General features: G+C 37.7%; 25 protein-coding genes and 1 riboswitch. Of the genes, 1 reads left to right on the forward strand and 24 read right to left on the reverse strand.

What is annotated here, in order from left to right; all coding sequences use genetic code 11:
• Nucleotides 1-52: 52 nt before the first annotated feature.
• From CKV67_RS09960 to CKV67_RS10000, 9 genes are all read right to left on the reverse strand, one after another.
• Nucleotides 53-1,033: a tyrosine-protein phosphatase gene (locus CKV67_RS09960; RefSeq protein WP_014093275.1), complete on the reverse strand. Its 981-nt coding sequence runs from the start codon at nucleotides 1,031-1,033 to the stop codon at nucleotides 53-55.
• 101 nt (nucleotides 1,034-1,134) lie between these two features.
• Nucleotides 1,135-2,151 carry an NAD(P)H-dependent glycerol-3-phosphate dehydrogenase gene (locus CKV67_RS09965; protein ID WP_025280009.1) on the reverse strand — a complete coding sequence of 339 codons (1,017 nt, stop codon included), beginning with the start codon at nucleotides 2,149-2,151 and terminating at the stop codon, nucleotides 1,135-1,137.
• 21 nt (nucleotides 2,152-2,172) lie between these two features.
• Nucleotides 2,173-3,483: a ribosome biogenesis GTPase Der gene (gene der / locus CKV67_RS09970; protein WP_014093277.1), complete on the reverse strand. Its 1,311-nt coding sequence runs from the start codon at nucleotides 3,481-3,483 to the stop codon at nucleotides 2,173-2,175.
• Nucleotides 3,484-3,626: 143 nt separating this feature from the next.
• Nucleotides 3,627-4,772: a 30S ribosomal protein S1 gene (gene rpsA, locus CKV67_RS09975; RefSeq protein ID WP_014093278.1), complete on the reverse strand. Its 1,146-nt coding sequence runs from the start codon at nucleotides 4,770-4,772 to the stop codon at nucleotides 3,627-3,629.
• A gap of 360 nt (nucleotides 4,773-5,132) precedes the next feature.
• The gene (cmk, locus tag CKV67_RS09980) at nucleotides 5,133-5,807 is read right to left on the reverse strand and encodes a (d)CMP kinase (RefSeq protein WP_014093279.1); all 675 of its coding nucleotides are present in this window, start codon (nucleotides 5,805-5,807) and stop codon (nucleotides 5,133-5,135) included.
• Between the two features lie 14 nt (nucleotides 5,808-5,821).
• Nucleotides 5,822-6,784 carry an asparaginase gene (locus CKV67_RS09985; RefSeq protein ID WP_014093280.1) on the reverse strand — a complete coding sequence of 321 codons (963 nt, stop codon included), beginning with the start codon at nucleotides 6,782-6,784 and terminating at the stop codon, nucleotides 5,822-5,824.
• Nucleotides 6,785-6,865: 81 nt separating this feature from the next.
• Nucleotides 6,866-7,585, reverse strand: coding sequence for a LysM peptidoglycan-binding domain-containing protein (locus CKV67_RS09990; RefSeq protein ID WP_014093281.1), 720 nt, complete (start codon nucleotides 7,583-7,585; stop codon nucleotides 6,866-6,868).
• Between the two features lie 318 nt (nucleotides 7,586-7,903).
• Nucleotides 7,904-9,310 (reverse strand): RecQ family ATP-dependent DNA helicase, encoded by a 1,407-nt coding sequence (locus CKV67_RS09995; RefSeq protein WP_014093282.1) that lies wholly within the window; start codon nucleotides 9,308-9,310, stop codon nucleotides 7,904-7,906.
• Nucleotides 9,307-10,314: a YpbB family protein gene (locus CKV67_RS10000; RefSeq protein WP_014093283.1), complete on the reverse strand. Its 1,008-nt coding sequence runs from the start codon at nucleotides 10,312-10,314 to the stop codon at nucleotides 9,307-9,309. Before CKV67_RS10000 ends, CKV67_RS09995 begins: the two co-directional genes overlap by 4 nt.
• A 154-nt stretch (nucleotides 10,315-10,468) precedes the next feature.
• On the opposite strand from CKV67_RS10000, the gene CKV67_RS10005 reads away from it, so the two are divergent.
• The gene (locus tag CKV67_RS10005; RefSeq protein ID WP_014093284.1) at nucleotides 10,469-10,693 is read left to right on the forward strand and encodes a ferredoxin; all 225 of its coding nucleotides are present in this window, start codon (nucleotides 10,469-10,471) and stop codon (nucleotides 10,691-10,693) included.
• Nucleotides 10,694-10,735: 42 nt separating this feature from the next.
• Here the strand turns inward: CKV67_RS10005 and CKV67_RS10010 are convergent, their stop codons facing one another.
• From CKV67_RS10010 to CKV67_RS10080, 15 genes are all read right to left on the reverse strand, one after another.
• On the reverse strand, nucleotides 10,736-11,347 hold the full coding sequence (locus tag CKV67_RS10010; RefSeq protein WP_014093285.1) for an ECF transporter S component: 612 nt from the start codon (nucleotides 11,345-11,347) through the stop codon (nucleotides 10,736-10,738).
• A 189-nt stretch (nucleotides 11,348-11,536) separates the two neighbouring features.
• A riboswitch (FMN riboswitch) is annotated at nucleotides 11,537-11,659 on the reverse strand.
• A 130-nt stretch (nucleotides 11,660-11,789) separates the two neighbouring features.
• The gene (locus CKV67_RS10015; protein ID WP_014093286.1) at nucleotides 11,790-12,308 is read right to left on the reverse strand and encodes an acyl-CoA thioesterase; all 519 of its coding nucleotides are present in this window, start codon (nucleotides 12,306-12,308) and stop codon (nucleotides 11,790-11,792) included.
• Between the two features lie 19 nt (nucleotides 12,309-12,327).
• Nucleotides 12,328-14,115 carry an ATP-binding protein gene (locus CKV67_RS10020; RefSeq protein ID WP_014093287.1) on the reverse strand — a complete coding sequence of 596 codons (1,788 nt, stop codon included), beginning with the start codon at nucleotides 14,113-14,115 and terminating at the stop codon, nucleotides 12,328-12,330.
• Between the two features lie 95 nt (nucleotides 14,116-14,210).
• A complete protein-coding gene (locus tag CKV67_RS10025; RefSeq protein ID WP_014093288.1) occupies nucleotides 14,211-14,927 on the reverse strand; it encodes a response regulator transcription factor in 717 nt (238 codons plus the stop codon).
• Between the two features lie 199 nt (nucleotides 14,928-15,126).
• The gene (locus tag CKV67_RS10030) at nucleotides 15,127-15,858 is read right to left on the reverse strand and encodes a pseudouridine synthase (protein ID WP_014093289.1); all 732 of its coding nucleotides are present in this window, start codon (nucleotides 15,856-15,858) and stop codon (nucleotides 15,127-15,129) included.
• Between the two features lie 2 nt (nucleotides 15,859-15,860).
• Nucleotides 15,861-16,457 carry an SMC-Scp complex subunit ScpB gene (scpB, locus tag CKV67_RS10035; protein ID WP_014093290.1) on the reverse strand — a complete coding sequence of 199 codons (597 nt, stop codon included), beginning with the start codon at nucleotides 16,455-16,457 and terminating at the stop codon, nucleotides 15,861-15,863.
• Nucleotides 16,454-17,203, reverse strand: a complete 750-nt coding sequence (locus tag CKV67_RS10040; RefSeq protein WP_014093291.1) for a segregation/condensation protein A — start codon at nucleotides 17,201-17,203, stop codon at nucleotides 16,454-16,456. The genes scpB and CKV67_RS10040 overlap by 4 nt, the downstream gene beginning before the upstream one ends.
• A gap of 15 nt (nucleotides 17,204-17,218) precedes the next feature.
• Nucleotides 17,219-18,529: a diaminopimelate decarboxylase gene (gene lysA, locus CKV67_RS10045; RefSeq protein WP_014093292.1), complete on the reverse strand. Its 1,311-nt coding sequence runs from the start codon at nucleotides 18,527-18,529 to the stop codon at nucleotides 17,219-17,221.
• 179 nt (nucleotides 18,530-18,708) lie between these two features.
• Nucleotides 18,709-19,527 carry a purine-nucleoside phosphorylase gene (locus CKV67_RS10050; protein ID WP_014093293.1) on the reverse strand — a complete coding sequence of 273 codons (819 nt, stop codon included), beginning with the start codon at nucleotides 19,525-19,527 and terminating at the stop codon, nucleotides 18,709-18,711.
• A gap of 18 nt (nucleotides 19,528-19,545) precedes the next feature.
• A complete protein-coding gene (gene deoB, locus CKV67_RS10055) occupies nucleotides 19,546-20,730 on the reverse strand; it encodes a phosphopentomutase (RefSeq protein ID WP_014093294.1) in 1,185 nt (394 codons plus the stop codon).
• A gap of 28 nt (nucleotides 20,731-20,758) precedes the next feature.
• Nucleotides 20,759-21,652 carry a site-specific tyrosine recombinase XerD gene (gene xerD, locus CKV67_RS10060; RefSeq protein WP_014093295.1) on the reverse strand — a complete coding sequence of 298 codons (894 nt, stop codon included), beginning with the start codon at nucleotides 21,650-21,652 and terminating at the stop codon, nucleotides 20,759-20,761.
• Nucleotides 21,653-21,787: 135 nt separating this feature from the next.
• Complete coding sequence (fur, locus tag CKV67_RS10065) at nucleotides 21,788-22,252, reverse strand: ferric iron uptake transcriptional regulator (protein WP_014093296.1); 465 nt, start codon at nucleotides 22,250-22,252, stop codon at nucleotides 21,788-21,790.
• A 242-nt stretch (nucleotides 22,253-22,494) separates the two neighbouring features.
• The gene (locus CKV67_RS10070; RefSeq protein ID WP_014093297.1) at nucleotides 22,495-23,517 is read right to left on the reverse strand and encodes a FecCD family ABC transporter permease; all 1,023 of its coding nucleotides are present in this window, start codon (nucleotides 23,515-23,517) and stop codon (nucleotides 22,495-22,497) included.
• Nucleotides 23,517-24,542, reverse strand: a complete 1,026-nt coding sequence (locus CKV67_RS10075; RefSeq protein WP_014093298.1) for a FecCD family ABC transporter permease — start codon at nucleotides 24,540-24,542, stop codon at nucleotides 23,517-23,519. Before CKV67_RS10075 ends, CKV67_RS10070 begins: the two co-directional genes overlap by 1 nt.
• A gap of 101 nt (nucleotides 24,543-24,643) precedes the next feature.
• A complete protein-coding gene (locus CKV67_RS10080) occupies nucleotides 24,644-25,585 on the reverse strand; it encodes an iron-hydroxamate ABC transporter substrate-binding protein (protein ID WP_025280010.1) in 942 nt (313 codons plus the stop codon).
• Nucleotides 25,586-25,634: the final 49 nt, after the last annotated feature.

Consider the following 25,634-nt stretch of genomic DNA (forward strand, 5'->3'; position numbering starts at 1 on the left):
TGCGTTAATTAATTGCTATTACCTGAAAACTATAGGTTACTACGACTAATTTTCACTCTAACAATAAATTTTGAAAGGTAGCTTTTTCTTCGGCAGTAATTCCGATTCCTTGTGCTAAATAGTTATCCACGGAACCAAATTGCTTTCTCATTTCATCAAAAGCAATTTCCAAATAGGCCGGACGTGCTTCTGCCATCGGACGAAATGTTTCTAAGTCGATTTTTTCGGTAGAATTAGCAAACAAGGATACGATCCCACCCATTTCTTGCAAAATGGCATCTTGATAGCGATTAGTGATGGCGTAGTCCGCGAAAATCGTTTTTTTGGGTACATCTAGCAAAGTTAATAATAATGCTCCTAAAACGCCTGTGCGGTCCTTTCCTGCTGTGCAATGAAACACAAAAGGCACTCCCGCTTTAGCATCTTTTAAAATTTCATGAAAAATCTCTTTAAAACCATCAATTGACTGCACAAAAACACGATAGCTTTCTCCCATTAAAGGTTCATAAATCGTTTTATCGGTCATTTCTGGTATCTCAGTCTTTTCATTTTTAGCTGTACCAATCGGAATATGCTTATTTAGTACTCCGGCAATTTCTGGGGTTGGCTGTGCTTGTACTTCAGAACTACTACGTAAATCACAAATCCACTTAATATGTAGCTTTTGAATTAATTCGATATCTGTTTGATTGATGTTCACTAAATTGGAAGAACGATATAGTTGACCCCAGCGCACATGTTTTCCATTTTCCGACTCATAGCCGCCCATATCTCGAAAATTAAATATACTTTTGGTTGGCAAAACACGTTCTGATATGACGGTTCTTACACCATCTGGTTTTTGTAAAAAGAAGTAAATTGGAATACTTTCTGTTTCATAGGTAAAGTAATTTGTTTCTTCTGTCACTTTTAAAACAGGTGTTACACTACTTTCTAAGGTAGGACTATTGCTCACAAAAATCAACGTATCCTTGCTGACTTCCTCTTGATTCCATTTTAGTGTGACGGTTTTATTTGAACGAGTAATTTCCATATTTATCCACCTACTTTTTATTATTTATTCCTCTGCTTCATTTTAGCATATCCAATAAAAAAAGAGCCAAAATAAGCTGTTGCCTATCTTAACTCTCTTAATTAAAAAGATTCTTTTTCGATTTTCTTTTTGCGCCCCATCAGTAAATCTACTGCTTCACGAGCATCTTTATTTTCAAATAAAATCGCATAAATGGATTCTGTAATCGGCATATCAATCTCTAGCTTCTTAGCCCAACCATGTACTGCTTTGGCGGTTCGAACACCTTCAACGACCATACCCATTTTTTCTAACACTTCATCTAAATTCTCGCCTTTACCTAGCATATTGCCAGCACGCCAGTTACGTGAATGCACACTCGTACAAGTAACGATTAAATCACCGATACCTGTTAAGCCGTAAAAGGTTTGTGGATTAGAGCCCACAGCAACACCGAGACGAGTGATTTCTGCCATGCCTCTTGTCATTAGTGCTGCCTTTGCATTATCGCCGTAGCCGAGACCATCAGAAATTCCAGCGCCTAGTGCGATAATATTTTTAAGAGCGCCACCAATTTCTGCACCAATCACGTCATCATTTGTATAGATACGCAAATTGTTATTGATAAAACGATCTTGAACGATTTCTGCTGCTTTTAAATTTTTACAACTCGCACAAAGCGTTGTTGGATGACGTAGAGCAACTTCTTCCGCATGGCTTGGTCCTGAAAGAACAACAAGCGCTTTTCGTTTAGTCACATCCACTTCTTCTTCAATTACCTCAGACATCCGCAAGTTCGTTTCTGGCTCAATACCTTTACTTACATGAACTAAAATAGTTGGTTCTTTAAGTGCTTCATTCAGTTGCTTACAAACCACCCGCATTGCATTTGTTGGAATTGCGATAACGACCATTTCAGCACCTTCTATTGCTTCAGCTAGTGATAATGTCGCTTTTACCTCAGTTGGCAAAATAATATCAGGCAAATAGTGACTATTCGTGTGCGATTCGTTAATTTCATTCACAATTTTATCTAAGTTTCCCCAAATAACTGGTTTATGATTATTATCGGCCAGGACAAGTGCAAGACCTGTTCCCCAACTTCCAGCGCCAAGAATAGCTACTTTTTTAGGTGTCATTTATTTTTCCTCCCGAAAACTTTACTTACGCTTACGAGCAATTACTCGTATTGGCGTACCATCAAATGGAAATGCGTCTCTAATCCGGTTTTCTAAGAATCGTTCATAAGAGAAATGCATTAATTCTGGATCGTTAACAAATACAACAAAGGTTGGTGGTTTAACAGCCACTTGTGTTGTATAGAAAATTTTAAGTCGTTTTCCTTTATCCATTGGTGATGGATTCATTGCAACTGCATCACTAATAACATCATTTAGCATACTTGATTGTACACGTAATGAATGGTTATCACTCACTTGGTTGATAAGTGGGAATAAATTATTTAAGCGTTGTTTCGTTTTAGCAGAAACAAACACAATCGGCGCATAGCTTAAGAATTGGAATTGCTCCCGAATATCTTCTGTCCATACATTGATTGTTTTTTCGTCTTTGTTAATTGCGTCCCATTTGTTCACCACGATAATGATTGCCCGACCAGCGTCATGTGCATATCCGGCAATTCGCTTATCTTGTTCACGAATACCTTCCTCTGCATTGATGACTACAAGAACAACGTCAGAACGTTCAATTGCTCTCATCGCTCGAAGCACACTATATTTCTCAGTACTCTCGTAGACTTTTCCACGTTTTCTCATTCCAGCAGTATCAATCATGACATAATCTTGACCATCAAATGTGTAGGTCGTATCAATTGCATCACGAGTTGTTCCAGCAATATCAGATACAATAACACGATCTTCGCCAAGCAGTGCATTTAGAATAGATGATTTACCAACATTAGGTCGACCAATCAAACTAAATTTCACCGTGTCATCTGGATAATCTTCCTCTTCTTCTTTTGGAAAGTGAGCACGGACAGCATCTAGCATATCGCCAAGCCCAAGTCCATGAGAACCAGAAATCGGATATGGCTCCCCAAATCCAAGAGAATAGAAATCATAAATTTGGTCACGCATTTCTGGATTATCTACTTTATTAATCGCTAAAACAATTGGTTTATTAGACCGGTAAAGAATTTTTGCTACTTGTTCGTCCGCATCTGTAACCCCTTCACGACCATTAGTAATAAAAATAATTACGTCTGCTTCATCAATTGCAATTTCTGCTTGTGCGCGGATTTGTTCTAAAAATGGTTCATCGGAAAGATCAATACCACCTGTATCAATAATGTTAAAGTCTTTTCCGAGCCATTCCGCTGAGTTATAAATGCGGTCACGTGTCACACCAGGAACATCTTCCACAATGGAAACACGTTCACCAACGATTCTGTTAAAAATAGTCGATTTGCCGACATTGGGACGTCCGACAATCGCTACAACTGGTTTTGCCATTATTTCACCTTCTTTTTTCTCGAATCCTATTTATCAAACTTTCTTTAGTTTATCAGTAAAACACCATACTGGCAATGAAAAGTTAGATTTCAAAATGAAAAAGAGCCTATGGGAACATTCTCCCTAGGCTCCTTCGTGTTCCATTATTTATCGTCGTTTTTTAGTCCTTTTAATTTATCACCAATTAAATCGCTCATTTGGAATCCAGTACTTTCTTCTGGAAGTTCGTAATCAGCTTCTTCTACAGGTGCATCTTGTAAATCTTTAATGCTTAGCGATAAACGTTTGTCTGCTTCGTTTACTTCTAACACTTTTACTTCAATTGTTTCACCTTCAGAAAGCACTTCTTGTGGTGTTCCAATATGTTGGTGAGAGATTTGCGAAATATGAACTAAACCTTCTACACCAGGGAAAATTTCTACAAAAGCACCAAAAGTTACTAAACGAACTACTTTCCCTTCAAGAACAGAACCAACTGGGGCTTTTTCAGCAATACCGTCCCAAGGTCCAGGTAGGTTAGCTTTAATGGAAAGCGAGATACGTTCGTTTTCAGGATCAATGCCAATAACTTTAACAGTGACTTTTTGCCCTTCTTCTAATACTTCTTGTGGCGTTGCAATATGTTGATAAGAAATTTGTGAAATATGAACTAAACCATCCACACCACCAATGTCAACGAATGCGCCAAAGTTAGCTAATCGTTGAACAGTACCTTCGATGACGTCGCCTTCTTTGATTTCGTTTAATAAAGCATGTTTTTGGCTTGCTTTTTCATTTTCAACAACCGCACGATGGCTTAAAATCACTCGGTTATTTTCCGGTTCAAATTCCACTACTTTAAATGTTAGTGTTGTTCCTTTGTAATCTGCAAACTCTTCCACAAAATGGTCTTCTACTAAAGAAGCCGGAACAAATGCACGAACACCTAAGTCCACTACTAAGCCGCCTTTTACAACGTCACTTACGACTGCTTCGAATACTTCACCAGATTCAAATTTTGCTTTAATATCATCAGATGCTTTTTCTGCATCCACTTTTCTTTTGGATAAAACAAGTACATCGTCTTCTACTTTAGTTACGATTAGATCCAGTGTGTCGCCTACGCTCACAACGTCAGAAGCTGTCTCCACATGTATATTGGAAAGTTCACTTATTGGAACGACACCATCAAGTTTGCTATCAGGAATCCCAACATAAACTTGTTTATCCTCCACACTCGTTACTGTGCCAGTGACTTTGTCTCCTTCTTCAAAATTTCTAACTTCCACATCAAATAAATCTTCAGACATGTGTAGCCCTCCATTCGTTAGTCGAATTTTAGAACTTTCTAATTTAGAAGCAATAAAACTTGCACGCTCCATCTGCTTGACTAGTTTCCCAGATAGGTAAATTTTCCGATTGAAAAAAGAAAAATAGCAATTGCACCTTTAGTCAAACTGACTTTTTAGCTAGAAAATCCTTTCAAGATACTTTTCACAAAGTAAAAAATCTCTCTTATAACATCCTACAAATCCTAACATTTGTCAAGCTCTTTTAAAGGATGAAATACATCATTATGACGTGCAAACGCTCATTTTGTTTAGACTTTCACGGTTAAATTAAAAAACTGCTACATTTCCATTTAGTTCAGAAAATGTAGCAGTTTTTTGTTAATTATGGATTTTTTGTTCTGCTAGAAAAAGAATCTTATTAGCCACATCATCAATTGTCATCGATGTTGTATCTACTTCAATCGCATCTACTGCTTTTTTTAGCGGTGAATGTTCTCTTGTGTAATCTAGGTGGTCGCGTTCTTCAATTTCTTTTTTCAATTGGTTTAAATCTCCTGCAAAACCTTTCGCTACATTTTCTTTAAAGCGACGTTCTGCTCTTTCTTCCACACTTGCTAATAAGAAAACTTTCAATTCAGCGTTTGGTAATACAGCTGTCCCGATATCTCGACCATCCATCACAATACCACCTTCTTTAGCAAAAACTTGTTGTCGTTCTTGCAAAGCTTCTCGAATAGCAGGATGTGCAGCAACGATAGAAACGTGATTAGTGACTTCTAAAGAGCGAATAACTTCTGTTACATTTTCTTCGTTCACAAATACTTGTTGTACTTCTCCAGGTTCGAAGCGAATAACTGTTTTTGCAAGTAACTCAGCAATAGCTTTTTCATTCGTGTAATCAATCTTGTTTTTATGCGTAATATATGTAACTGCTCGGTACATCGCGCCTGTATCAATATAAACAAACTGTAATTTTTTTGCAACTATTTTTGCCACTGTGCTTTTCCCTGCTGCAGCTGGACCGTCGATTGCGATACAAATTTTCTTTGTCATAAAATAAAACTCCCTTATCTAAAATTAGTCTGATTTATCTCTTCTTGAGATGCTAAAAGTACCATTAACTTCATCCGTGCTTTTTTGCTATCATAATCTTTACCAAGAATGACACCACGATTATATAAATCAAATGTACTTCCTTCATAGTCGTATGTAGTGTATACATTTCCTTCTTCCGCACTGGTTGTAATCACAACTGGAATCCCTTTATCTAAAGCTCGAATAATGGCAGGCATCATTTTTGGCGCTACTTGCCCACGCCCAACACCTTCTAAAACTATTCCTGCCACACCACTATCAATTGCCGCATCTATAAATAATCCATCAGCTCCGATGTAACATTTAATTACAACGACTTCAGGAAGATCTAAACGAATATCAAAGCATTCATGTTCTAATGGCTTTTGGTAAAGAAAAACTTGATCGTTATCAATAATTCCTAAGTAACCGAAACCAAATGCACTAAAGCCTTGGATATTGGATGCATGTACTTTTTTTACATATCTAGCTGCAAAAATTCGTTCATTAAAAACAACGACGGTCCCAGCTTGGCGTAAATTTGTTTCGCAGGCGGTATAAATGGCATGGCGAATATTAATATAAGCATCTGTTCCTGGTTCTTCTGGCGCTCTTTGTGAACCAGTAACCACTACAGGTCTTGTATCTGTTACAGCAAGGTCAAGAAAATAAGCAGTCTCCTCTAATGAATCCGTTCCATGTGTAACAACGATGCCATCATAGGTTTCATCCATAAAAATAGACTCGATTAGCTGTTTCAAACTAATTAAATCTGGAAGTGTAATGTGCATAGACGGTAATTGAAAAGTAGAATAAATATCTATTTGAATCTCCGTTGGCAATTTACATAAAGCGGCTAACTCTTCTCCTGATAACTCTCCAGATGCAAGTTTTCCTGATTCTGTTTTCTTACTCGCGATTGTGCCACCTGTCGTAATTAATGCGACTCTTGCCATCGTCCATTCCCCCTACATTTTTCCTTTAAAACGAACAAATGAGTCTCGGAAGCGTTTCCCAGACCCATTCAGTGTTGTCTATTACTGTGGAATTGTTAGAACTGTGCCGACTGGAACATCATTACTTCCAAGTCCATTGGCTTGTTTGATTTTTTCTACGCCTGCAGCAGCTCCTGCACTACCGTAGGCTGAACGGGCAATCCCGTATAGCGTTTCTCCTGCTTGAACAGTGTGAGATCCACCAGCTGCTTTTTGTTGTGCTTCTTCATCTGCTTTTTTCTGTGCAGCCTCAGCAGCAGCTTTCTCTTCGGCAGCTTTCTCTTCGGCAGCTTTTTGATTAGCTGCTTCTTGTGCTTTTTTCGCTTCTTCCGCTTTTTTAGCAGCTTCGACATCTTGTTCTTTCTTCGCAGCAGCCGCTTTTTCTTCCGCAGCTTTCTTTTCTTCAGCCGCTTTTTCGGCTGCGGCTTTTTCTTCCGCGGCTTTTTTTGCTTTTGCTTTTTCTTCTTTTGCTTGTGTGTTGTCAGATAGACTTATGGTTGATTCTGTCTCGGTTTTGACTTCGTTAGATCCCATATTTTGAACAGTAACGAATACAATCACAATGACGATTGGTATTAACAAGAAAAATACAATTAATAAATTCAATAATGGATATCTAAAAATGGTTTTCTTTTTTCCTCGTCTGCTATCAGAACGGGATAACATTGGTGGTTCGTTATTAAATTCATCTTGCTCTTCTGAACTCATATCGTAATCAACCGGTTCTTCAAATTCCCGTTTATCTTTTCGTTTTTTTGCCACTCAAAGTTCCTCCTTTAGTGCTCTCTAAAATTATCCTATGCACTATTATTGGCACAGAGAAGTGTTACATATGATATTAAAAATGAAATGCCTTTGAAATAATTATACCCATAAATGTAACATCCAACAACACTTAAACCACTTTTTTTACTAAAAAAGCAATAATAATTTTAATTTGGTGCTTATAAGGTACAGGCGCTATCTATTTCTTACAGATTACTGAACAAAATAATAACAATTTTTTTGCTATTAAACAAGCTTTTTTAGCAAAAAAATGTGAAATTGTATTCTTTTTGTCGAATTTCGTAACTTTTAAAATCACTGCAGTAAGTAAGTTAAATAACTCTCCCAAGTAGGGACTTCTTTTCGTTGTATCGTTTCTTTTCTTTCAAAGGTAGTAATATCCGCACCGTCTATATCACAACAGTTTAGTGGCTTTTCACTACCAAGAGGTTCTTCTTCAAAATAACGCATAATATAATTTCGGCGACAATCGTCCGTATGCAGATAACCAATGAATTGCTGTAAATTGGCTCGTTTCCATTTCTTACGGTAGTCTATTTTTGTAGCTATTTCTTGGGTAGTCAATCCACTCTTTTGATAGTACTCGATAAAACGCTGCTCTGATTCGGGTAATGTTTTCAACTGTTCCTTTGTTAAATGGATTAAACTTGCATCAGGTAAATCTTGGTCTGCTAGCTGCATTTGAATAAATTCATCTCCAGTTGCATAAAGTAGAATACCGACGCTGTTTTGAGAATCTCGACCAGCTCGTCCGATTTCTTGCAAGTATGCCTCTAAATCAGCAGGCATATGATAGTGAATAACAAAGCGAATATCTGATTTGTCTATCCCCATTCCAAAAGCACTCGTCGCACAAATTAAATCTAACTGACCATAAACAAATTGCTGTTGAATCATAATCCTATCTTCCGCTTCCATATCTCCATGATAATAGGCTACTTGTAGACCAGTTAATTCGCTCAATTCACGCGCTGTACTTTCTGCTAATTTTTTACTTGAAAAGTACACAATACCCGGCGTTTGCAGTTTTAAAACTAGTTCATATAAGCGTTCTTTTTTTAATTTTTGGTTCGTGAATTTTTCTACTTGTAAAGAAATGTTTGAACGGTTCACAGAATAAATAATTTGTTTGCAGCCTTTTAATTGAAGCTGCGCCAAAATATCCGCTCTAACTTTTTTGGTGGCTGTTGCAGTAAGCACCATCGTTACTGGAAAGTTTGCCTCTTGAATAAACAGACCTAACATTAAATAATCCGGGCGGAAATCATGCCCCCACTGAGAAATACAATGTGCCTCATCAATTACAAATAAACTGATTTTTCGCTTTAAAAGAAGGCTTTTCACCATATCATTATTCAACATCTCTGGTGATAAAAATAAAAACTTATATAAATGGATGTTAGCAAGAATTTGGTTTTTCTCGTCTCGTTTTAAAAAACTATTAAGTGCAGCAACGCGTTTTTCCCCATGTGCACGCATTCGTTCCATCTGGTCTTGCATTAACGAAAGAAGCGGTGACACAATCACAACTAAGCCATCCATCAAATGTCCCGCTAATTGATAGCAAACGGTCTTTCCAGTTCCTGTTGGTAACATAGCAAAAGTGTTATTTCCAGCTAACGTAGCTTCAATTACTTCTTTTTGTCCTGGGCGAAATTCTTTAAAGCCAAGATATGATTTTAGTTCCTTTTCTAGAGTCATACTATTCCTCCTCTGCTCACCACAGCTAGCCGGATTTGATAGTAATCTAAGTCTGGAAATTCTGCTTTGATTTCGCGCAATAAATTCCATTCTTTTTGATTAATTGCTTTTATTAGCTCGTCGTCAGGCAAATAAGGTACATTCGCATCTTTTTGTGTAGCTCTTATCTCAACAAAGTGATCTTGAATGGTACTTGTTTTTAAGTTGCGAATTTGTTCAATCGTCTCTAATTCAGCACCATTTCGCCAAAGCGTAAAAGTTTGCATAGCAGAGGTGGTTAAAGCAGTTAATTCGTTTGGGATTAAACTACTTAAAATAGTCCATTTCTCGTGTGTTTGCTTGATTACAGCGAATAAATGATGGATTTCATGCAACATTTCGAAATAAACGTCCCACTTTGGCTGATTATATTTCGAAGCAATTTGTTCCGTCGTATAACCCATTAATTCGCCACCTGAAAAACGTTCTACTAAGTATTCTGGTTTTGCTACGTCAAGCTCTTTGAACCAACTAGTCAGTTCTATAAATAAGTTATCTGCTAATGTAACTTGCATTTGTTTTGCTAGCCAGTTTTTAATGAACAATTGTACCTTTTTATCACGAATGACTGGTAAATAGTAGTTTTTGTTATGGTGCTTATTACTAATTACTTGCATTCCTAATCGTAAATGCGCAAAAAAATCAAAAGCTTGTCGTTGAAAGGAAAATCCCTGAAACCACGGATAATCTATTTCAAAGTTAGGCTCGATATTTCCTTGTATAATATAGCCATTTTCGGTAGAAGAAATCATACCACTTTGGACCAAATCTGTTAGTCGAGCTTCTAAATAACTTGATTTTAAATTTGGCACCAATCCGAATAAGTGTTGCATTTGAAAAAGATGAGCGTCTTGAACAGCTTGACCAGTTCTTCGCCCAACTAAAATCGTCTGCAGAAACGGTAACTTCCTTGGTGTGACAGATTTTTTTAAAATAGTTAATATGTAATCATCAAGCTTATCCAAGACTTTCCACCACCTTTTTTTGCTCTTATTATCATACCACAGAAACACTTGTTCGGCACTGATTTTCCTTAAAAAAACTTTATCAACTTATGGTACAATAGAAAAAGAAAAAATCTAGCTTCAATGAGTCATTTTAGAAAGGAAGCGGAGTATATTGAAATATTGTCGCGTCGAAAAAGATACTTGTATTGCTTGTGGAGCTTGTTCTATTCATGCCCCTGATGTTTTTGATTATGATGCAGAAGGACTCGCATTTAATATTTTAGATAACAATACTGGCACAAACGTAATTCCAGAAGATTTAACAGAAATGGTCATTGATGCTGAATTCGCTTGCCCATCACTTTCTATCCAAGTTTCTGATAAACCATTTCGTTAAAAAATCCGCGAGCCCATTCTGGACTCACGGATTTTATTTATTTCAACGGCTAATTTCTTGTTGTCTTTTTTCGAATTTGCGCCGTTCTTTTGCAGTTTGGTTTTTAGCAATCCATTTTTTCATTCGTGAATAAAGCAGTAAGAACACTGCACTAACGATAACTCCTTTTAATAGGTTAAACGGTACAATCGCATAAGTGATTAACCACGCAACATCTGTATTCGCCGGCAGTCCACCTAGTTTAATATAAAATGGTAATAAAACAAAATAATTAAATACTGTCATTGCGAGCGTCATTAACACCGTACCAACAGCGGTTGAAAGAACCATCCCTTTTGTTGTACGAAACCAGTGAAATAAATAATAAATTGGTAGGACATAAAATATTCCCGAAATAAAGTTAGCTAGCTCTCCAACTGGAATACCAACTGGACTACCAGAAACGATGTATAATAGCACATTTTTGATTAATTCCACTAAGATCACCGCTAATGGACCGAATAGAAGTCCGCCAAGTAAAGCTGGGATGTCACTAAAATCAAGCTTTAAAAATGGTGCACTTGGTAGTAATGGAAATTGGAGCATCATTAATATGAATGCTACAGTCCCAAGAACCGCCACACTAACAAAAACCTTCATTGAATAATTCTTCATTGTCATTTCTCCCTTGATGTTCACCAAGAAGTGAGTGACGTCATTTAACGAATGCAACCCAAGCAAATAAAAAACCTCAACTAAAAAAAGTTGAGGGAGAGTTTGTGAAACAATAAACAAACATTAGATGCTCAAATAAACATCACAGCTTGCTAACACATGCTCGTGAAGACAAACGAAAAGGTCTGCCAACATCTTCTCCCATCCAGACTATACTGTCGGTCCTGGAATTACACCAGAGTCAACTGCTAAAAAAGCAGATCGTGGACTTTAACCACCGGTCGGGAATTGCACCCTGCCCCGAAGATGAACGAATATTTTCTTACAAATTTTATTTTACCATGAATAAATATTTTCGCAAGTCCTTTTGTATATTTTTTCACGTGAGCGTTTTCTTAATTATTCCAATAAAAAACCAGAAAATTATCTGGTTTTTTATTACTTACCATGGAATATCCGTTGATAATGATTCTGCTAGTGATTGATTTTCTTTCAAACGAATTTTACGTGCAATACTTCTTGCCTCTGCACCTGCGTGAATTCTTTTTTGCTCTTCGGTTTCTGGTTCAACAAGCGGAACTTCTACTGTTTTCCCATCTTTATCAAGGGCAACAAAGGTTAAAAATGAAGTTGCTGCTAAATAACGTTCACCTGTTTTTAAATTTTCCGCAATAATTTTCACAAAAATTTCCATCGAACTTCTACCAGTCGAAGCAACATAAGACTCTAAACAAACGGAATGATCATTTTTAATTGGTTTTAAGAAATCCACGGAATCTGTTGAGGCTGTTACTATTTCTGTTCGACAATGACGAGAAGCACTAATCGATGCCGTGTCATCAATGTAGGTCATTAAGCGACCTCCAAATAAGGTATTATGATTATTTGTGTCAGAAGGAAATACCCGACTTGTCTTAATTACTAAAGATTCTTTGCAAAATTTTGTTTGTCTTTTTTTCATTTTTTTCGCTCCATTCTATTTATCCGAGAGGCAAAGTAATAATAAAATCTGATCCTTTGCCAAGTTCACTTTTCACAGAAATTTTTCCATTATGTGCTTCCACAATGTTTTTAACGATAGCTAGACCAATACCAGTTCCTACAGCTTTCCCTCGTTTTCGAGCTTTGTCCGCTTTATAAAAACGTTCAAATAAATAAGGAATATCTTCTTCGGCAATTCCGCTACCATTATCAGAAACAGTAATGATAAGGTTATTTTTTGTTTCATCAATCGTTTGTTTTAGAACAACTTTACCTGCATATCCTTCTTTCCCAGTATGACGAATCGCATTCATAATTAAGTTAATTAATACTTGCTCCATTCGGTCAGGATCATAAGAATATTCTAAATCAGGCGTTTCTAATTCTAAGCCTAATTCGACAGAGTTTTCTTTTGCTAACACATCGAAGTTCGAGATTACTTTTTCAAGTAGTGGCGCCAGAGGTAATTTTTGATTGTCCATTTGGTTAAATCCGGCTTCCATCCGTGCAAGGTCTAGCATATCATTGACCAAACGGCCGATACGAAGGGATTCATCATAAATAATTTGCGCGAATTCCCGCACTTCTTCGTCAGATTGGGCAACCCCATCAATAATTGCTTCACTATAACCTTGCAACATCGAGATTGGCGTACGCAGTTCATGTGAAACATTATTCACAAAATCACTTTTCATTTTTTCAAGTTGCTTCTCTTCCGTCATATCGCGAATAACTGCTACCACACTTCGAACATGTTCCCCAGTATAAAGTAATGTCAAGATCGCCACATAGGTGCGGTCGGCGAAAGTAATTTCACCAACTTGAGATTCCTTCGCCGCTAACGTATCTTCCAACAAATTATCTAACGCAACCGGGATAAGCACTTTTTCGGTGTTTTCAGGTGAAAAGAACCAATTATGTAAAAATTCTTCTGCCGGTGGATTGCTTAAAATAATTGTTTTGTCGATGCTAAACTTAATGACACCATCAGCCATACCAACTAATATATTGGATAATTGCTCTTTTTCTTGCCGGAGTGCACTGACATTATATTTTAGCTGCTTTGCCATATCGTTAAATGCAACGCCCAGCTCGCCAATTTCATCATGGGTATAAGTTGGGACGCGATTATCAAAATTACCTTTTGAAACAGCAATTGCAATTTTTTTCATTTCTCGAAGCGGAAAAGCCATCCTTGAAGAGAAAACAAAAGATAAGATAGATGTAATAACAACTGCAATAATACCGGAAACAATTAGCGTGGTCATCGTTTTTTTATTTACTTCCAAAATAGTATTATAAGATTGATAAACATAAACCACACCCGAATCGCCATTATCTAACTTGAAATTTTGGGCAGAAACTTCCACAGGTAATGAATAATTTTCTGTTTTGAAATTGTACTTCATTGTCACAATATTTTTTGTTTCTAAAGCTTTGCTTAATGTCTTATCTGCAATTAACTTGTTTGCCGACTCCTTAGAAACATGGTCTGGTGATTGTAATTGGTAAACGTTTTTGCCGTTTTCTTCAATGATAATTCCCATCGTATTATCTAGTAAAGTAAGGGGAGAATCATTTTTATTTTCAGTCGAAATAACCGCATCGTTTTCTTTCATCACATTAATAATGCTCGTTGTAGTTTCTTCTAATTCTTTCGTGATTTTCTCAATATTATTTTTTTCATAAATCATCGCAACTAAAAATCCTGATATAACTAAAATGCCAATTAACAACAAAATAATCGTGCTCCAAATTTTGCCGACGATACTATTCCATATTTTCATCCATCTCACCTCGCCCCCATAAAAAAACAACGGAACAAAGCACGTGCGGCATAACACTTGCCGATTAAACGTCTTTGTCCGCTATCTTTGTAAGTTTATTCTTCTGGAACTTCGAATTTATACCCTAGACCCCAAACTGTTACGATCATTCTTGCGGCGTCTTCGGATACATCGTGTAATTTTTCACGAAGTCTTTTTACGTGTGTATCAATGGTACGTAAATCACCGAAGAACTCATAGCGCCACACTTCTTTTAAAAGTGACTCACGATCAAAAACTTTATCAGGTGATTTAGCTAGGTAATATAATAAATCATATTCTTTCGGCGTTAAACTAATTTCCTTTCCATCCACAATAACACGATGAGCTTCATTATCAATTTTCAAATGAGGAAAAGTAATAATATCTCCCGGTGTTCCGTTCATTCCTTCTTCAGAGTTTTGTTTTGCACGGCGAAGAACAGCCTTCACTCGGAGTACGACTTCTCTTGGACTGAATGGTTTAACAATATAATCATCTGCCCCCACTTCAAAACCTTGTACTCGGTTTGCTTCTTCTCCTTTGGCCGTCAGCATAACAACAGGGGTTGCTTTATATTCTCTTAATTCACGACATACTTCAATTCCGTCTTTACCTGGCATCATTAAATCAAGTAGGATTACTTCATAATTATTGTTCAGTGCCATGTCTAATGCCTGGTCACCATCACTAGCCTCTTCAATTCGATAGTTCTCTCTTTCAAGATACATCTTAAGAAGGCGGCGAATCCGATCCTCATCATCCACAACAAGCACTCTAACTTGTTCACTCATAAGTACTCATCCCCTAACTCTCATTTACATACAAAATTAACTACATAATTAAATGGAAATTCTCGTACCCACATACGAAAATACGCACCATTTCCTATACCAAATTTCCTACGAATTAAATTATACATGTTTTTCACAAAACACGCTATTAGAAAGTTCATTTAAAGTAGAAAATTAGTTTTCTGTCATGTCGTTATTATTACTTTTTCTTGCCAAATCGGGCTTCTGTCTTTAATTGTTTCACTTCATGATGGGATAATTCTCGACGCTCACCAGCATTTAAGCCACGTAAATTTAAGAAAGAATATTCTTCTCTTGATAACTTTTGCACTTCAAATCCAACAGCTTCAAACATTTTACGTACTTGACGATTGCGACCTTCATGAATCGTAATCTCGACAATTGCTTTATCTTTTGCCTTATCAGAGGAACGGATTTTCACTTTTGCGGGAGCTGTTTTACGACCATCAATAACAACACCACGCTCTAGTTCACGAATCACTTCTCGTTCCGGAATACCTTTAATACGAGCAATATATGTTTTTGATACTTCATTTTTAGGGTGCATCAGTAAGTTAGCAAAATCCCCATCATTTGTCATTAAAAGTAAGCCAGATGTATCATAATCAAGTCTTCCTACTGGATAAAGTCGTTCTGGAATATCGGTAAAATAATCTGCTACCGTTGTACGTCCTTTATCATCTGTCACTGCTGATACAGTTCCTCTTGGTTTATAGAATAAGAAATAGCGATGTTCTTCTTTTGTTAACTGGATTCCTTCGACTTCGATTCGTTCGGAACCGCTAACTTTCACACCTAATTCGGTTACTACTTTACCGTTCACTGTTACTTTACCCTCTTTTATAAGAGTTTCTGCTTTTCTTCTGGAAGTAATACCTGCATTTGCAATTACTTTTTGTAAACGTTCCATTCTTATTCCTCCTCCTGTTCTTTATTTTGATTAAACCGGTCAAAAAACAGGTCCATTTCGTTTTGGTCGGGTTCTTCCGCTTCTGCATCAGCGAGTTTCGGTAAATCGTCTAAAGAATTCAGTCCAAATGCATCTAGAAATTCACTCGTCGTTACATATAACTTCGCTCGTCCAGCACCGTCTACCCGGCCTTTGTCAGTTACGAGGCCTTTAGCAACTAATGTTCGAATCGGCCCATCTGTTTGGACGCCTCGAACTTCATCCACTTCCATACGAGTTACCGGTTGTCTGTAAGCAATAATCGCTAATGTTTCGAGTGATGCTTGTGATAAAACGGTGTTGCTTGGAACTTCCACTAACTTCCTTAAGTATTCCGCGTGCGCTTTTTTGGTGGCTAGCTGAAATGACCCAGCAAGTTCTAATAAAATAAGCCCACGATCAGCATTTTCATTATAGCGTTCGCTTAACAATTCTAATAAATTGAGTGCTTCAATATGCGTGATTTCCATGACTCCCGTTAATTGTTCTGTCGAAAGTCCTGCGTCACCTGCAGCAAAAAGCAAACTCTCTAAAACACCTAATTGTTCTTCTCTCGTCACAACTTTTCTTCCCCTTTACCTAACACATATAAATCGGCAAAACTTTCCACTTGTTCCACTTCCACTAATTTTCGTTTCATTAGTTCTAAGAGTGCCAAAAACGTTACCACTAGTTGCTCTTTTGTTTGCTCTTCAAATAACTCATCGAAACGTAAACGGTGATTTTGCTTTCTTTGTAATTTCTCCATGACAGAATCCATACGATCATCAATCGAAATTTCCTGTGTTGTAATTCTTGTATGCAGTGGCTTGTTTAATTTTTTACGACGAAGCATTTTGTTAAACGCACTTAACATATCATTTAATGATACATCTAATTCTGCCACGTTTGTTCCATCATCATATTCAGCAAGATCCATCGGCGGTTTACTGAAATAAAAGCTCCGTTCCGCTTCTTTTTCTTTGAGTTCTTTGGCAGCTTCTTTAAAGCGTTTATACTCCATAAGTTTTTCAACTAAAGCATCTCTCGGATCTTCTTCCTCTTCTAGTGTATCATAATCAATTTCTAATTCCTGTTTTGGAAGAAGCATTTTACTTTTTATCGCGAGTAAAGTGGCTGCCATAACCAGATATTCGCTTGCTACGTCTAGTTCCATTTCTTGCATCGTATGAACAAATTCCATATATTGGTCCGTAATCTCAGCCATTGGAATATCATAAATATCCACTTCTAGCTGTCCAATTAAGTGGAGAAGTAAATCAAGAGGTCCTTCAAACGCATCTACTTTAAAATTCATTTCTACCATGTTTGTCCCGCCCTACTATAATGGAAGATCATTTTGCACTAAATTTTCATATGTTTCCCGGGCAACTATAAGTTTATCGATGCCATTCTCTACAAAAACAACTGGCGGCCTTGGAATTCGGTTATAATTACTAGCCATTGCATAACCATAAGCACCCGTACAAAAGACTGCCAAAACTTCTCCAGCATTTGATTTTGGCAGCGGTAGATCCCAAATCAGCATATCGCCAGACTCACAACATTTCCCAGCAATCGCTACGGTTTCTTCGGGTATTTTTTCTGGGCTTGCAGCAAGGACCGCATCATAATGAGCGTCATAAAGTGCGGGACGAATATTGTCAGACATACCGCCATCCACTGCCACATAGTTTCTAATACCAGGAACTTCTTTTCTAGAGCCAACTTTATATAACGTCGTTCCTGCTTCACCCACGAGAGAGCGACCTGGTTCAATCCAAATCTCTGGAATGGCAATAGCGTTTGTACTTGCGACGTCACGCACTTCCTCGATAATTTGGCGAACATACTCGCTCGGCTCTAATGGTTCATCTTCAGCAGTATAACGTACCCCAAAGCCTCCCCCAAGATTAAGTACTTGCGAATCAAAACCTAATGTTTGATGCCATTCAACCAATTTATCCATAATGCGTCGGGCCGCTAATTTGAAACCAGTTGTTTCAAAAATTTGTGACCCAATATGACAATGTAAACCAATTAAATCAAACGACGCGCTTGCATGTAGCACTTGTTTAATCGCTGCTTCTGCTTGTCCATTCGTAAGTCCAAAACCAAATTTCGAATCATCTTGTCCGGTTAAAATGTAATCATGTGTATGTGCTTCAATCCCTGGTGTGACGCGAATTAAAACAGCTGCTTTTTCATTTCTTTCTATTAATATATCTTCTAATAAACTAATTTCATAATAATTATCCAGTACAAAACAGCCGATACCGTAATCCAGCGCCATATGTATCTCTTCTACGCTTTTGTTATTGCCATGAAAATGAACTCGTTCTGCTGGAAATCCCGCTTTAATTGCAGTATATAATTCCCCGCCAGAGACAACATCAAGCGATAAGCCTTCCTCTGCCATCAACTGATAAATCGCAACAGCTGAAAACGCTTTGCTGGCGTAAGCTACTTGTGCCTTCACACCTAGCTCTTCAAATGTTTTTTTAAATCCTCTTGCGCGGTCCCGGATTAGCGCTACATCATAAACGTACAGTGGTGTTCCATACTTCTCAGCTAGCTTTAAAGTGTCCACCCCTCCAATTTCGAGATGTCCTTCTGCATTTACATTCATTGTTCCTAGCCGTTCAAACGTCACGCCAATCCCACCTTTATATTATAAATTTTTGAAAGTTCTTTTATATAGTAGCATACTAAGAAGCCGAGCGACAATAACTATCTGAAAATAATACCAAATACATAAAAAATCCAGCCGATTTCATTATCTTCTTTCTTCAGAAAATAATGAAATCGGCTGAATTTATATAACCAATTATTTTAAGAAATTTTTGCAACAATTGCTTTTACATATTGTAAAAATGTGCTGCGAACTTGATCCGTTGTTTCAATTACTTCCGTATGCGAAAGTGGTTGATCTAAAATCCCAGCCGCCATATTCGTAATACAAGAAATACCAAGAACACGCAGTCCCGCATGATTAGCAATAATTACTTCTGGTACTGTCGACATTCCAACAGCATCTGCACCAAGCGTGCGCATCATTTGGATTTCAGCAGGTGTTTCATAAGTTGGACCACTAAATCCAGCATAAACCCCTTCACGAATAGTCAAATCAAGTTCTTGCGCAATCAATCTAGCTTCCACACGTAAAGCTAAATTATAAGCTTCAGACATATCTGGGAAACGAGGGCCAAAATGATCATCATTTGGTCCAATAAGCGGACTTGTTCCAGTGAAGTTAATATGATCCGAAATAAGCATCAAATCCCCCGCAGAAAATAGTTCATTTACGCCACCAGCTGCATTAGTTACAACTAACACTTCTACTCCTAATTCTTTCATAACACGAACTGGAAAAGTAACATCTTGCATGGAATAGCCTTCATAAAAGTGAAAACGACCTTGCATAGCCACTACTTCTTTGTTTTCTAATTCGCCAAACACAAACTGACCAGCATGCCCTTCCACTGTTGAAACTGGGAAATGAGGAATTTCACTATAAGAAAGTTTAGTTGGTTGTGTAATCTCATCTGCTAACACACCTAAACCAGATCCGAGAATCAAACCGATTTTCGGTGTTCCTGTATAGCTTTCTCTAATTTTCGTAACTGCTTCATTTACATTTTCTAAACTCATTTTTGTTCCTCCCTTTTCCTATTTCAAGTCTGCTAAGAAACTTTTTCCATATGCAGGCATTTTCACATCAAAATTATCTGCTACAGTGGCACCAAGGTCTGCAAACGTTTTGCGTAATTCCAGCTCTGAACCACCATTTTTAAAGCGCGGTGAGTAAACAAGTAGTGGAACAAATTCACGTGTATGGTCTGTCCCCGTGTATGTTGGGTCATTTCCGTGATCTGCTGTAATAATTAATAAATCATCATCGGTTAATTTTTCCATTACCTCTTCCAAACGACCATCAAAATCAACTAAAGCCTCTGCATAACCTTGAGGGTCGCGGCGATGACCAAATAGCGCATCAAAATCTACCAAATTAAGGAAACTCATTCCGTTAAAATCTTTGTCGAGTACAGCGATAAATTGATCCATTCCATCCATATTGGATTTCGTACGAATCGATTCTGTCACACCTTCTCCGTCAAAAATATCAGAAATTTTCCCAATTGCAATCACATCTTTACCACCATCTTTAAGTGCATCCATCACGGTAGGTTCAAATGGTTTGAGTGCATAATCATGACGATTTGGTGTTCTAACAAATGCTCCCGGTTCCCCAACAAATGGACGTGCAATAATCCGACCAAGCATATATGGATCGTCTAAAGTAATTTCTCGGCAAAACTCACAAATTTCATATAGCTCTTCTAAAGGCACTACATCCTCATGAGCCGCAATTTGTAGCACGGAGTCAGCAGATGTATAAACAATTAAAGCCCCTGTTTTCACATGTTCTTCGCCAAGTTCAGCCATGATTTCTGTACCACTAGCTGGTTTATTACCAATCACTTTACGACCAGTTTTCGCTTCAATTTGGTTAATTAAATCATCTGGGAAGCCATCAGGAAAAACGCGGAACGGGGTATCAATGTAAAGCCCCATGATTTCCCAGTGACCTGTCATTGTATCTTTCCCATTGGATGCTTCTTGCATTTTAGTATAGTAAGCAAGTGGTTTTTCTGCTTTTTTAATTCCATCAATTTCGCGAATATTTGATAAGCCAAGTTTGCCCATTTCTGGCATTTTTAAGCCACCAACAAATTTCGCAATATGGCCAAATGTATCTACATCAAAATCACCAAATTCAGCAGCATCTGGGGCTTCCCCGATACCAACTGAATCCATTACAACTACATGTACTCGTTTAAATTTATCTGGCATATTTATTCATCCTTTTCCATTATATTTTTTAAGCGCGCGGGTGAAATTGTTTGTATACATCTTTTAGGCGCAGCTTGGTTACATGGGTATAAATTTGCGTAGTGGAGATATCAGCATGTCCGAGAAGTTCTTGCACTGACCGGAGATCCGCCCCATTTTCAAGTAAGTGCGTGGCAAATGAATGACGCAAAGTATGCGGTGTAATTGGCTTTTCAATGCCCGATTCTTTCGCAATACCTTTTAAAATTTTCCAAAAGCCTTGTCTTGTAAGTCCTTGACCGTGATGATTTAAAAACACGAAATCATTGCGGTATTTCGGTCTTCTAAGCTTTGGTCTTGCTTCTTCCAAATAATGTTCTAAGACAGTAGTCGCCGTTTTACCAAGCGGGATGATTCTTTCTTTATCCCCTTTACCAATGGTTTGAATAAAACCCATTTGGAGATGTAAGTCATCCATTTTCAGTTGAACAAGTTCGGTTACACGAAGCCCCGTCGCGTATAAAATCTCCATCATCGCTTGATCACGAAGTCCAAGCGGTGTATTTGTATCCGAAGAGTTAAGTAGTAATTCTACATCATCTAAATTTAACACTTTCGGCAATCCTTGTGCTTGTTTTGGCGTTTCAATTTGAATCATTGGGTCATGGGACATTTTTCCATCATGCATTAAATAATGAAAAAAAGACCGTAGTGAAGCAACGTATCTCGCTACACTTCTTGCTGATTTCCCTTCTTTTCTCGCAAACGCCATGAATCCAACTATATCGCTTCGTTCCAAAGTATTTGGGTCAGTAAATGTTCCAGATGTATTCATATAAGAAACAAAATAGTGTAAATCCCGCTCGTAAGCTTTTATCGTGTTCGCGGATAAGCCTTTCTCTACAATTAAAAAATGCAAAAAATCATCTATTAAATCATTCATAAGCGTTTCCTCCACAAGTCCTATTCTATCATGTTCCGCTCTCAGTGAAAACGTTTAAGCGACGAAAAAAAACATGTAATACTTTTCGCGCAATTCCCTCATTATCGGCATAAAAAAAGTTTGAGACAAATTATCTCAAACTCCGCCATTATTTTTTTTTGATTTTTGTCTGCAATCTGCGCAAACTCCTTGGAAAGTTAGGCGATGGTCTTTTACAAGAAAATTCCATTTCGATTCAACAATTTTTTCTACATCTTCTAGTAAATCTTCTTGTATTTCCTCTACCGAACCACATTCTAAACAAACAAGGTGGTGATGGAAATGCTTTGCGCCTTCTTGTCGTAAATCATAACGAGACACGCCGTCACCAAAATTAATTTTATCTACCACGCGTAGCTCTGTTAAAAGCTCTAATGTTCGATATACTGTTGCAAGACCAGTGTCAGGAGCAATATCTTTCACACGTAAAAAAACTTCCTCTGCACTTAAATGATCTTTTTCATTTTCCAGTAAAACGCGAACAGTAGCTTCTCGCTGTGGTGTTAATTTATAGCTAGCATCATGAAGTTGTGCTTTAATACGTCCAATACGACCTTCCATTCTGGTTCCTCCCTTAGTTGCAATAACAAGTTGCCTTTCTAAATTATCATCATTATCATTTAACAATAACTACAGTTTATAATAATTATAAATAAAATGCAAGTTCAAAATTCCTTTTCCAGCCTATTAAATCACTCGTATTCAATTCCTATTGCTTATGTTTACTAAGATATCACAAAAGCAATAGGCTGTCTACAATGATTATCAATTACTAGTTAATTTCTCGTTATTAATAATAATTATTATTTAGCTTTAGCCAAAAGGAATAGAAAGTATGGAGCCCCAATAACGGCCACGACGATACCAGCAAATATTTCAGAAGGTTGAATCATTAAGCGTCCAATCGTATCTGCTAAAAGTAACAATAATCCACCAGAAAGCGCCGCCGTTACCATTACCCAACGATGTGCTGATCCGACCAGTTTTCTAGCGATATGTGGTCCAATTAGTCCAATAAAGGCAATCCCACCACTAACAGATACGCAAGCTGCTGCAAGACCAACTGCTACAATTAATAGAATGAATTTTTCTCGTTCTACTCGAACACCAAGCCCAGTCGCCACCTGATCACCAAAAGAAAGAACATCTAACGTTTTCACTTTCGTAAAAGCAACCGTACCTAAAACAACTAACCAAGGTAAAAGTGCAAATACGTATTGCCAACTGGATGCCCAAATATTTCCCGCCATCCACTCCGCATAACGTTGATAGTTTTGTGGATCAAGCCGAATACTTAAAAGCGTAATAAGAGCCGCAATCGCCGCTGCAACTGCAATCCCAGTTAAAAGCAATCGATTAGGTAGTAAACCTTCACTTCGACTATAAGAAAGACCATACACCACAAATGCCGTCAAAATCGCACCAATAAAACCGATAAATGGCATAAACAACACCGGTACTTCCATAGTAGAAGGGAAGAAAGAAATATAAAGCATAACAGCCAAACCAGCACCATTATTAATCCCTAAAATACCTGGATCAGCAAGCCCATTTCCAGAGATACCTTGCAAAATTGTTCCAGAAACAGCTAAACCCGCACCAACCAAAAGAGCAATCACTATTCTCGGCAAACGAAACTCCGTCACAATAAGTTGAGTGCCTGAGTCCGCCATTCCAAAAAACGACTTAATTACTTCTAAAAAAGGCAATTTAGAATAGCCAGCATTCACACTATATGTAAAAGTAACAAAGATTAATACGCTTAAAATAATTAACGTCCAGATGCGTCGTGATTTTTTTCGTTTCTCTGCTGCTGTCATATACATCATAAGTTCCTCCTTTCCTTACGAGTCACAAATAGAAAGAAAGGAACTCCAATTAAAGCAAAAATAACACTAATCGGTGTTTCATAAGGTGGGTTAATCGTTCTTGCCAGAATATCAGCAGCCAGTGTTAAAAATGCTCCAACAACTGCTGAACAAGGAATAATCCACCGATAATCTACCCCGACTAAAAATCGGACCAAATGAGGTACAATTAAACCGATGAATCCAACTGGACCAACAACAGAAACTGCTAATCCAGCTAAAACTAACACGACAACCATCGAAGCAATTTTGACAAAAGTAGTTTTTTCACCAAGCCCAACCGCAATGTCGTCACCTAAACTTAAAATTGTAATAGATTTACTTAACAGAAGCGCCGCAATTAACGCACCAAGTAGCCATGGCCAAATTGCTGCAAGTTGACTCCACTTTACACCAGCAACCCCACCAGCATACCAAAAAGCTAAATCCTGACTTAATTTAAAGTAAATCGCAATCCCTTCACTCAGCGCTGTCAAAAGTGAACTAACCGCAGCCCCCGCCAGTACCAATCTTGTTGGCGACATCGCGCTACCCGCAATCGAACTAACTCCAAAAACCATAAAAGCGCCAATCGCAGCTCCTACAAAAGAAAAAATGATTAGCGAATTATAGCTAAGCCCTGGCATAAAAGCAAAACATACTGCTACCATAAAAGTAGAGCCAGCATTCAGTCCTAGAAGGCCAGAATCAGCAAGTGGGTTTCTAGTAATCCCTTGCATAATCGCTCCAGCAACCGCAAATGCAGCTCCAATCGCCATATCAGCAATTACCCGTGGAACACGCAAACTCCGAATAATCTGGTGTTCTGTTTCTGAACTATTATAATGAAAGAGCGCATCCCAAACCGTGCCTAAATGAATATCCGCCGCTCCGACCGCAATTCCAAATAGTGCCATAATAAGAAGCAATAAAAGTCCCGCTGTTAATATAAAAATAGCGACTGTCGGCCTTGTATTCATTTTTATCTGTTTTGACTTATCCATCTGCACAAATTCCTTCCATCTAAATTATCCGCACGTTTCAGGTGATAATAATTATCAATCGCATAGAAAATTATATCAATATCCCTCACTAATCGCAATGTTCAGCTCTCCTCAAGTAGTTTACCTACAATAATATCCAGCTGACCTTCTACAGCTAAAGGATCATAATAAAACATCGTATCGAAATCCATTTGATAAACATTTCCTGCTTTAAAAGTTGGCAAGTTTTTCCAAATTGGTGAACTCGTTAAATCTTTTATTGTTTTTTCACCATCTTTTGCATCTCCTGAGGAAGTATTGGTAACAAACATCCGGTCAGCAGCATACTCTGGTAATACTTCTAGAGAGATTTTTTGCCAATCTTGTCCATCTAGCACATCTTTTTGGATTTTAGCAGGTGCCTTTAGTTCAAGTGCGTTATAGATAGCTTGACCACCACGTCCCATGTTTTGTCCCATTACATAAAAATCTTTGTCTTGCACTTCATATATACCAACTGTTTCCTCTTTCCCTATTTTCCCGACCAATTTCGCTCTTTCATCTTTAGCCTTTTGGTGGAAACTGTCGATCCAGGCTTCTCCGGCTTTCTTTTCACCGACTAAATCAGCAATTTGACGAACATCTTCTTCCACAGTTTTGGAAGTTGCATACGGAATCAAAACTGTTGGTGCTATTTTCGACATTTGCTCCAACTCGTCTTCATTTGACACAACAATTAAATCTGGTTTTAATTCTGCTACTTTTTCCGCAGAAACTGGGTCACCAATGTCTTCTATCCCATCAACTTTTCCTTTTAAAAATGGATTTTCCATTTGTTTTGCTCTTGCTCCAACTGGCTTCACTCCGAGTAGCACCATATTTCCTAAGTACCCAGAAGCTACTATTCGTTTTGGGTGAGCAGGTATTTCTACTTTTTTTCCATTCGACATGGTATATGTACGCATCTCGGCTTTGCTAGTTTCAGCCGAGTTATTATCTCCACAAGCACCTAAAACAAGTACAGTTAAAAGTACAGATACTACCATACTAATTCTTTTTTTCAAAATAACCCCTCCGATAATTGATAACATTTCTCAATTAGTATAGCGAATC

The sequence above is a fragment of the Listeria ivanovii subsp. ivanovii genome, from assembly GCF_900187025.1.
Classification (GTDB): domain Bacteria; phylum Bacillota; class Bacilli; order Lactobacillales; family Listeriaceae; genus Listeria; species Listeria ivanovii.

Coding starts and splice junctions, on each gene's coding strand:
- cmk (WP_014093279.1), bottom strand. CDS start 5,807: ATGACAAAGAAAATTTGTATCGCAATCGACGGTCCAGCTGCAGCAGGG.
- rpsA (WP_014093278.1), bottom strand. CDS start 4,772: ATGTCTGAAGATTTATTTGATGTGGAAGTTAGAAATTTTGAAGAAGGA.
- CKV67_RS10010 (WP_014093285.1), bottom strand. CDS start 11,347: ATGAAGAATTATTCAATGAAGGTTTTTGTTAGTGTGGCGGTTCTTGGG.
- CKV67_RS09985 (WP_014093280.1), bottom strand. CDS start 6,784: ATGGCAAGAGTCGCATTAATTACGACAGGTGGCACAATCGCGAGTAAG.
- fur (WP_014093296.1), bottom strand. CDS start 22,252: ATGGAAGGTCGTATTGGACGTATTAAAGCACAACTTCATGATGCTAGC.
- CKV67_RS10030 (WP_014093289.1), bottom strand. CDS start 15,858: ATGGAACGTTTACAAAAAGTAATTGCAAATGCAGGTATTACTTCCAGA.
- CKV67_RS10015 (WP_014093286.1), bottom strand. CDS start 12,308: ATGAAAAAAAGACAAACAAAATTTTGCAAAGAATCTTTAGTAATTAAG.
- xerD (WP_014093295.1), bottom strand. CDS start 21,652: ATGAATGATTTAATAGATGATTTTTTGCATTTTTTAATTGTAGAGAAA.
- CKV67_RS10025 (WP_014093288.1), bottom strand. CDS start 14,927: ATGAGTGAACAAGTTAGAGTGCTTGTTGTGGATGATGAGGATCGGATT.
- CKV67_RS09965 (WP_025280009.1), bottom strand. CDS start 2,151: ATGACACCTAAAAAAGTAGCTATTCTTGGCGCTGGAAGTTGGGGAACA.
- CKV67_RS10040 (WP_014093291.1), bottom strand. CDS start 17,203: ATGGTAGAAATGAATTTTAAAGTAGATGCGTTTGAAGGACCTCTTGAT.
- CKV67_RS09995 (WP_014093282.1), bottom strand. CDS start 9,310: ATGACTCTAGAAAAGGAACTAAAATCATATCTTGGCTTTAAAGAATTT.
- der (WP_014093277.1), bottom strand. CDS start 3,483: ATGGCAAAACCAGTTGTAGCGATTGTCGGACGTCCCAATGTCGGCAAA.
- CKV67_RS10050 (WP_014093293.1), bottom strand. CDS start 19,527: ATGAGTTTAGAAAATGTAAATGAAGCAGTTACGAAAATTAGAGAAAGC.
- CKV67_RS10070 (WP_014093297.1), bottom strand. CDS start 23,517: ATGTATATGACAGCAGCAGAGAAACGAAAAAAATCACGACGCATCTGG.
- CKV67_RS10020 (WP_014093287.1), bottom strand. CDS start 14,115: ATGAAAATATGGAATAGTATCGTCGGCAAAATTTGGAGCACGATTATT.
- CKV67_RS10075 (WP_014093298.1), bottom strand. CDS start 24,542: ATGGATAAGTCAAAACAGATAAAAATGAATACAAGGCCGACAGTCGCT.
- deoB (WP_014093294.1), bottom strand. CDS start 20,730: ATGCCAGATAAATTTAAACGAGTACATGTAGTTGTAATGGATTCAGTT.
- CKV67_RS09960 (WP_014093275.1), bottom strand. CDS start 1,033: ATGGAAATTACTCGTTCAAATAAAACCGTCACACTAAAATGGAATCAA.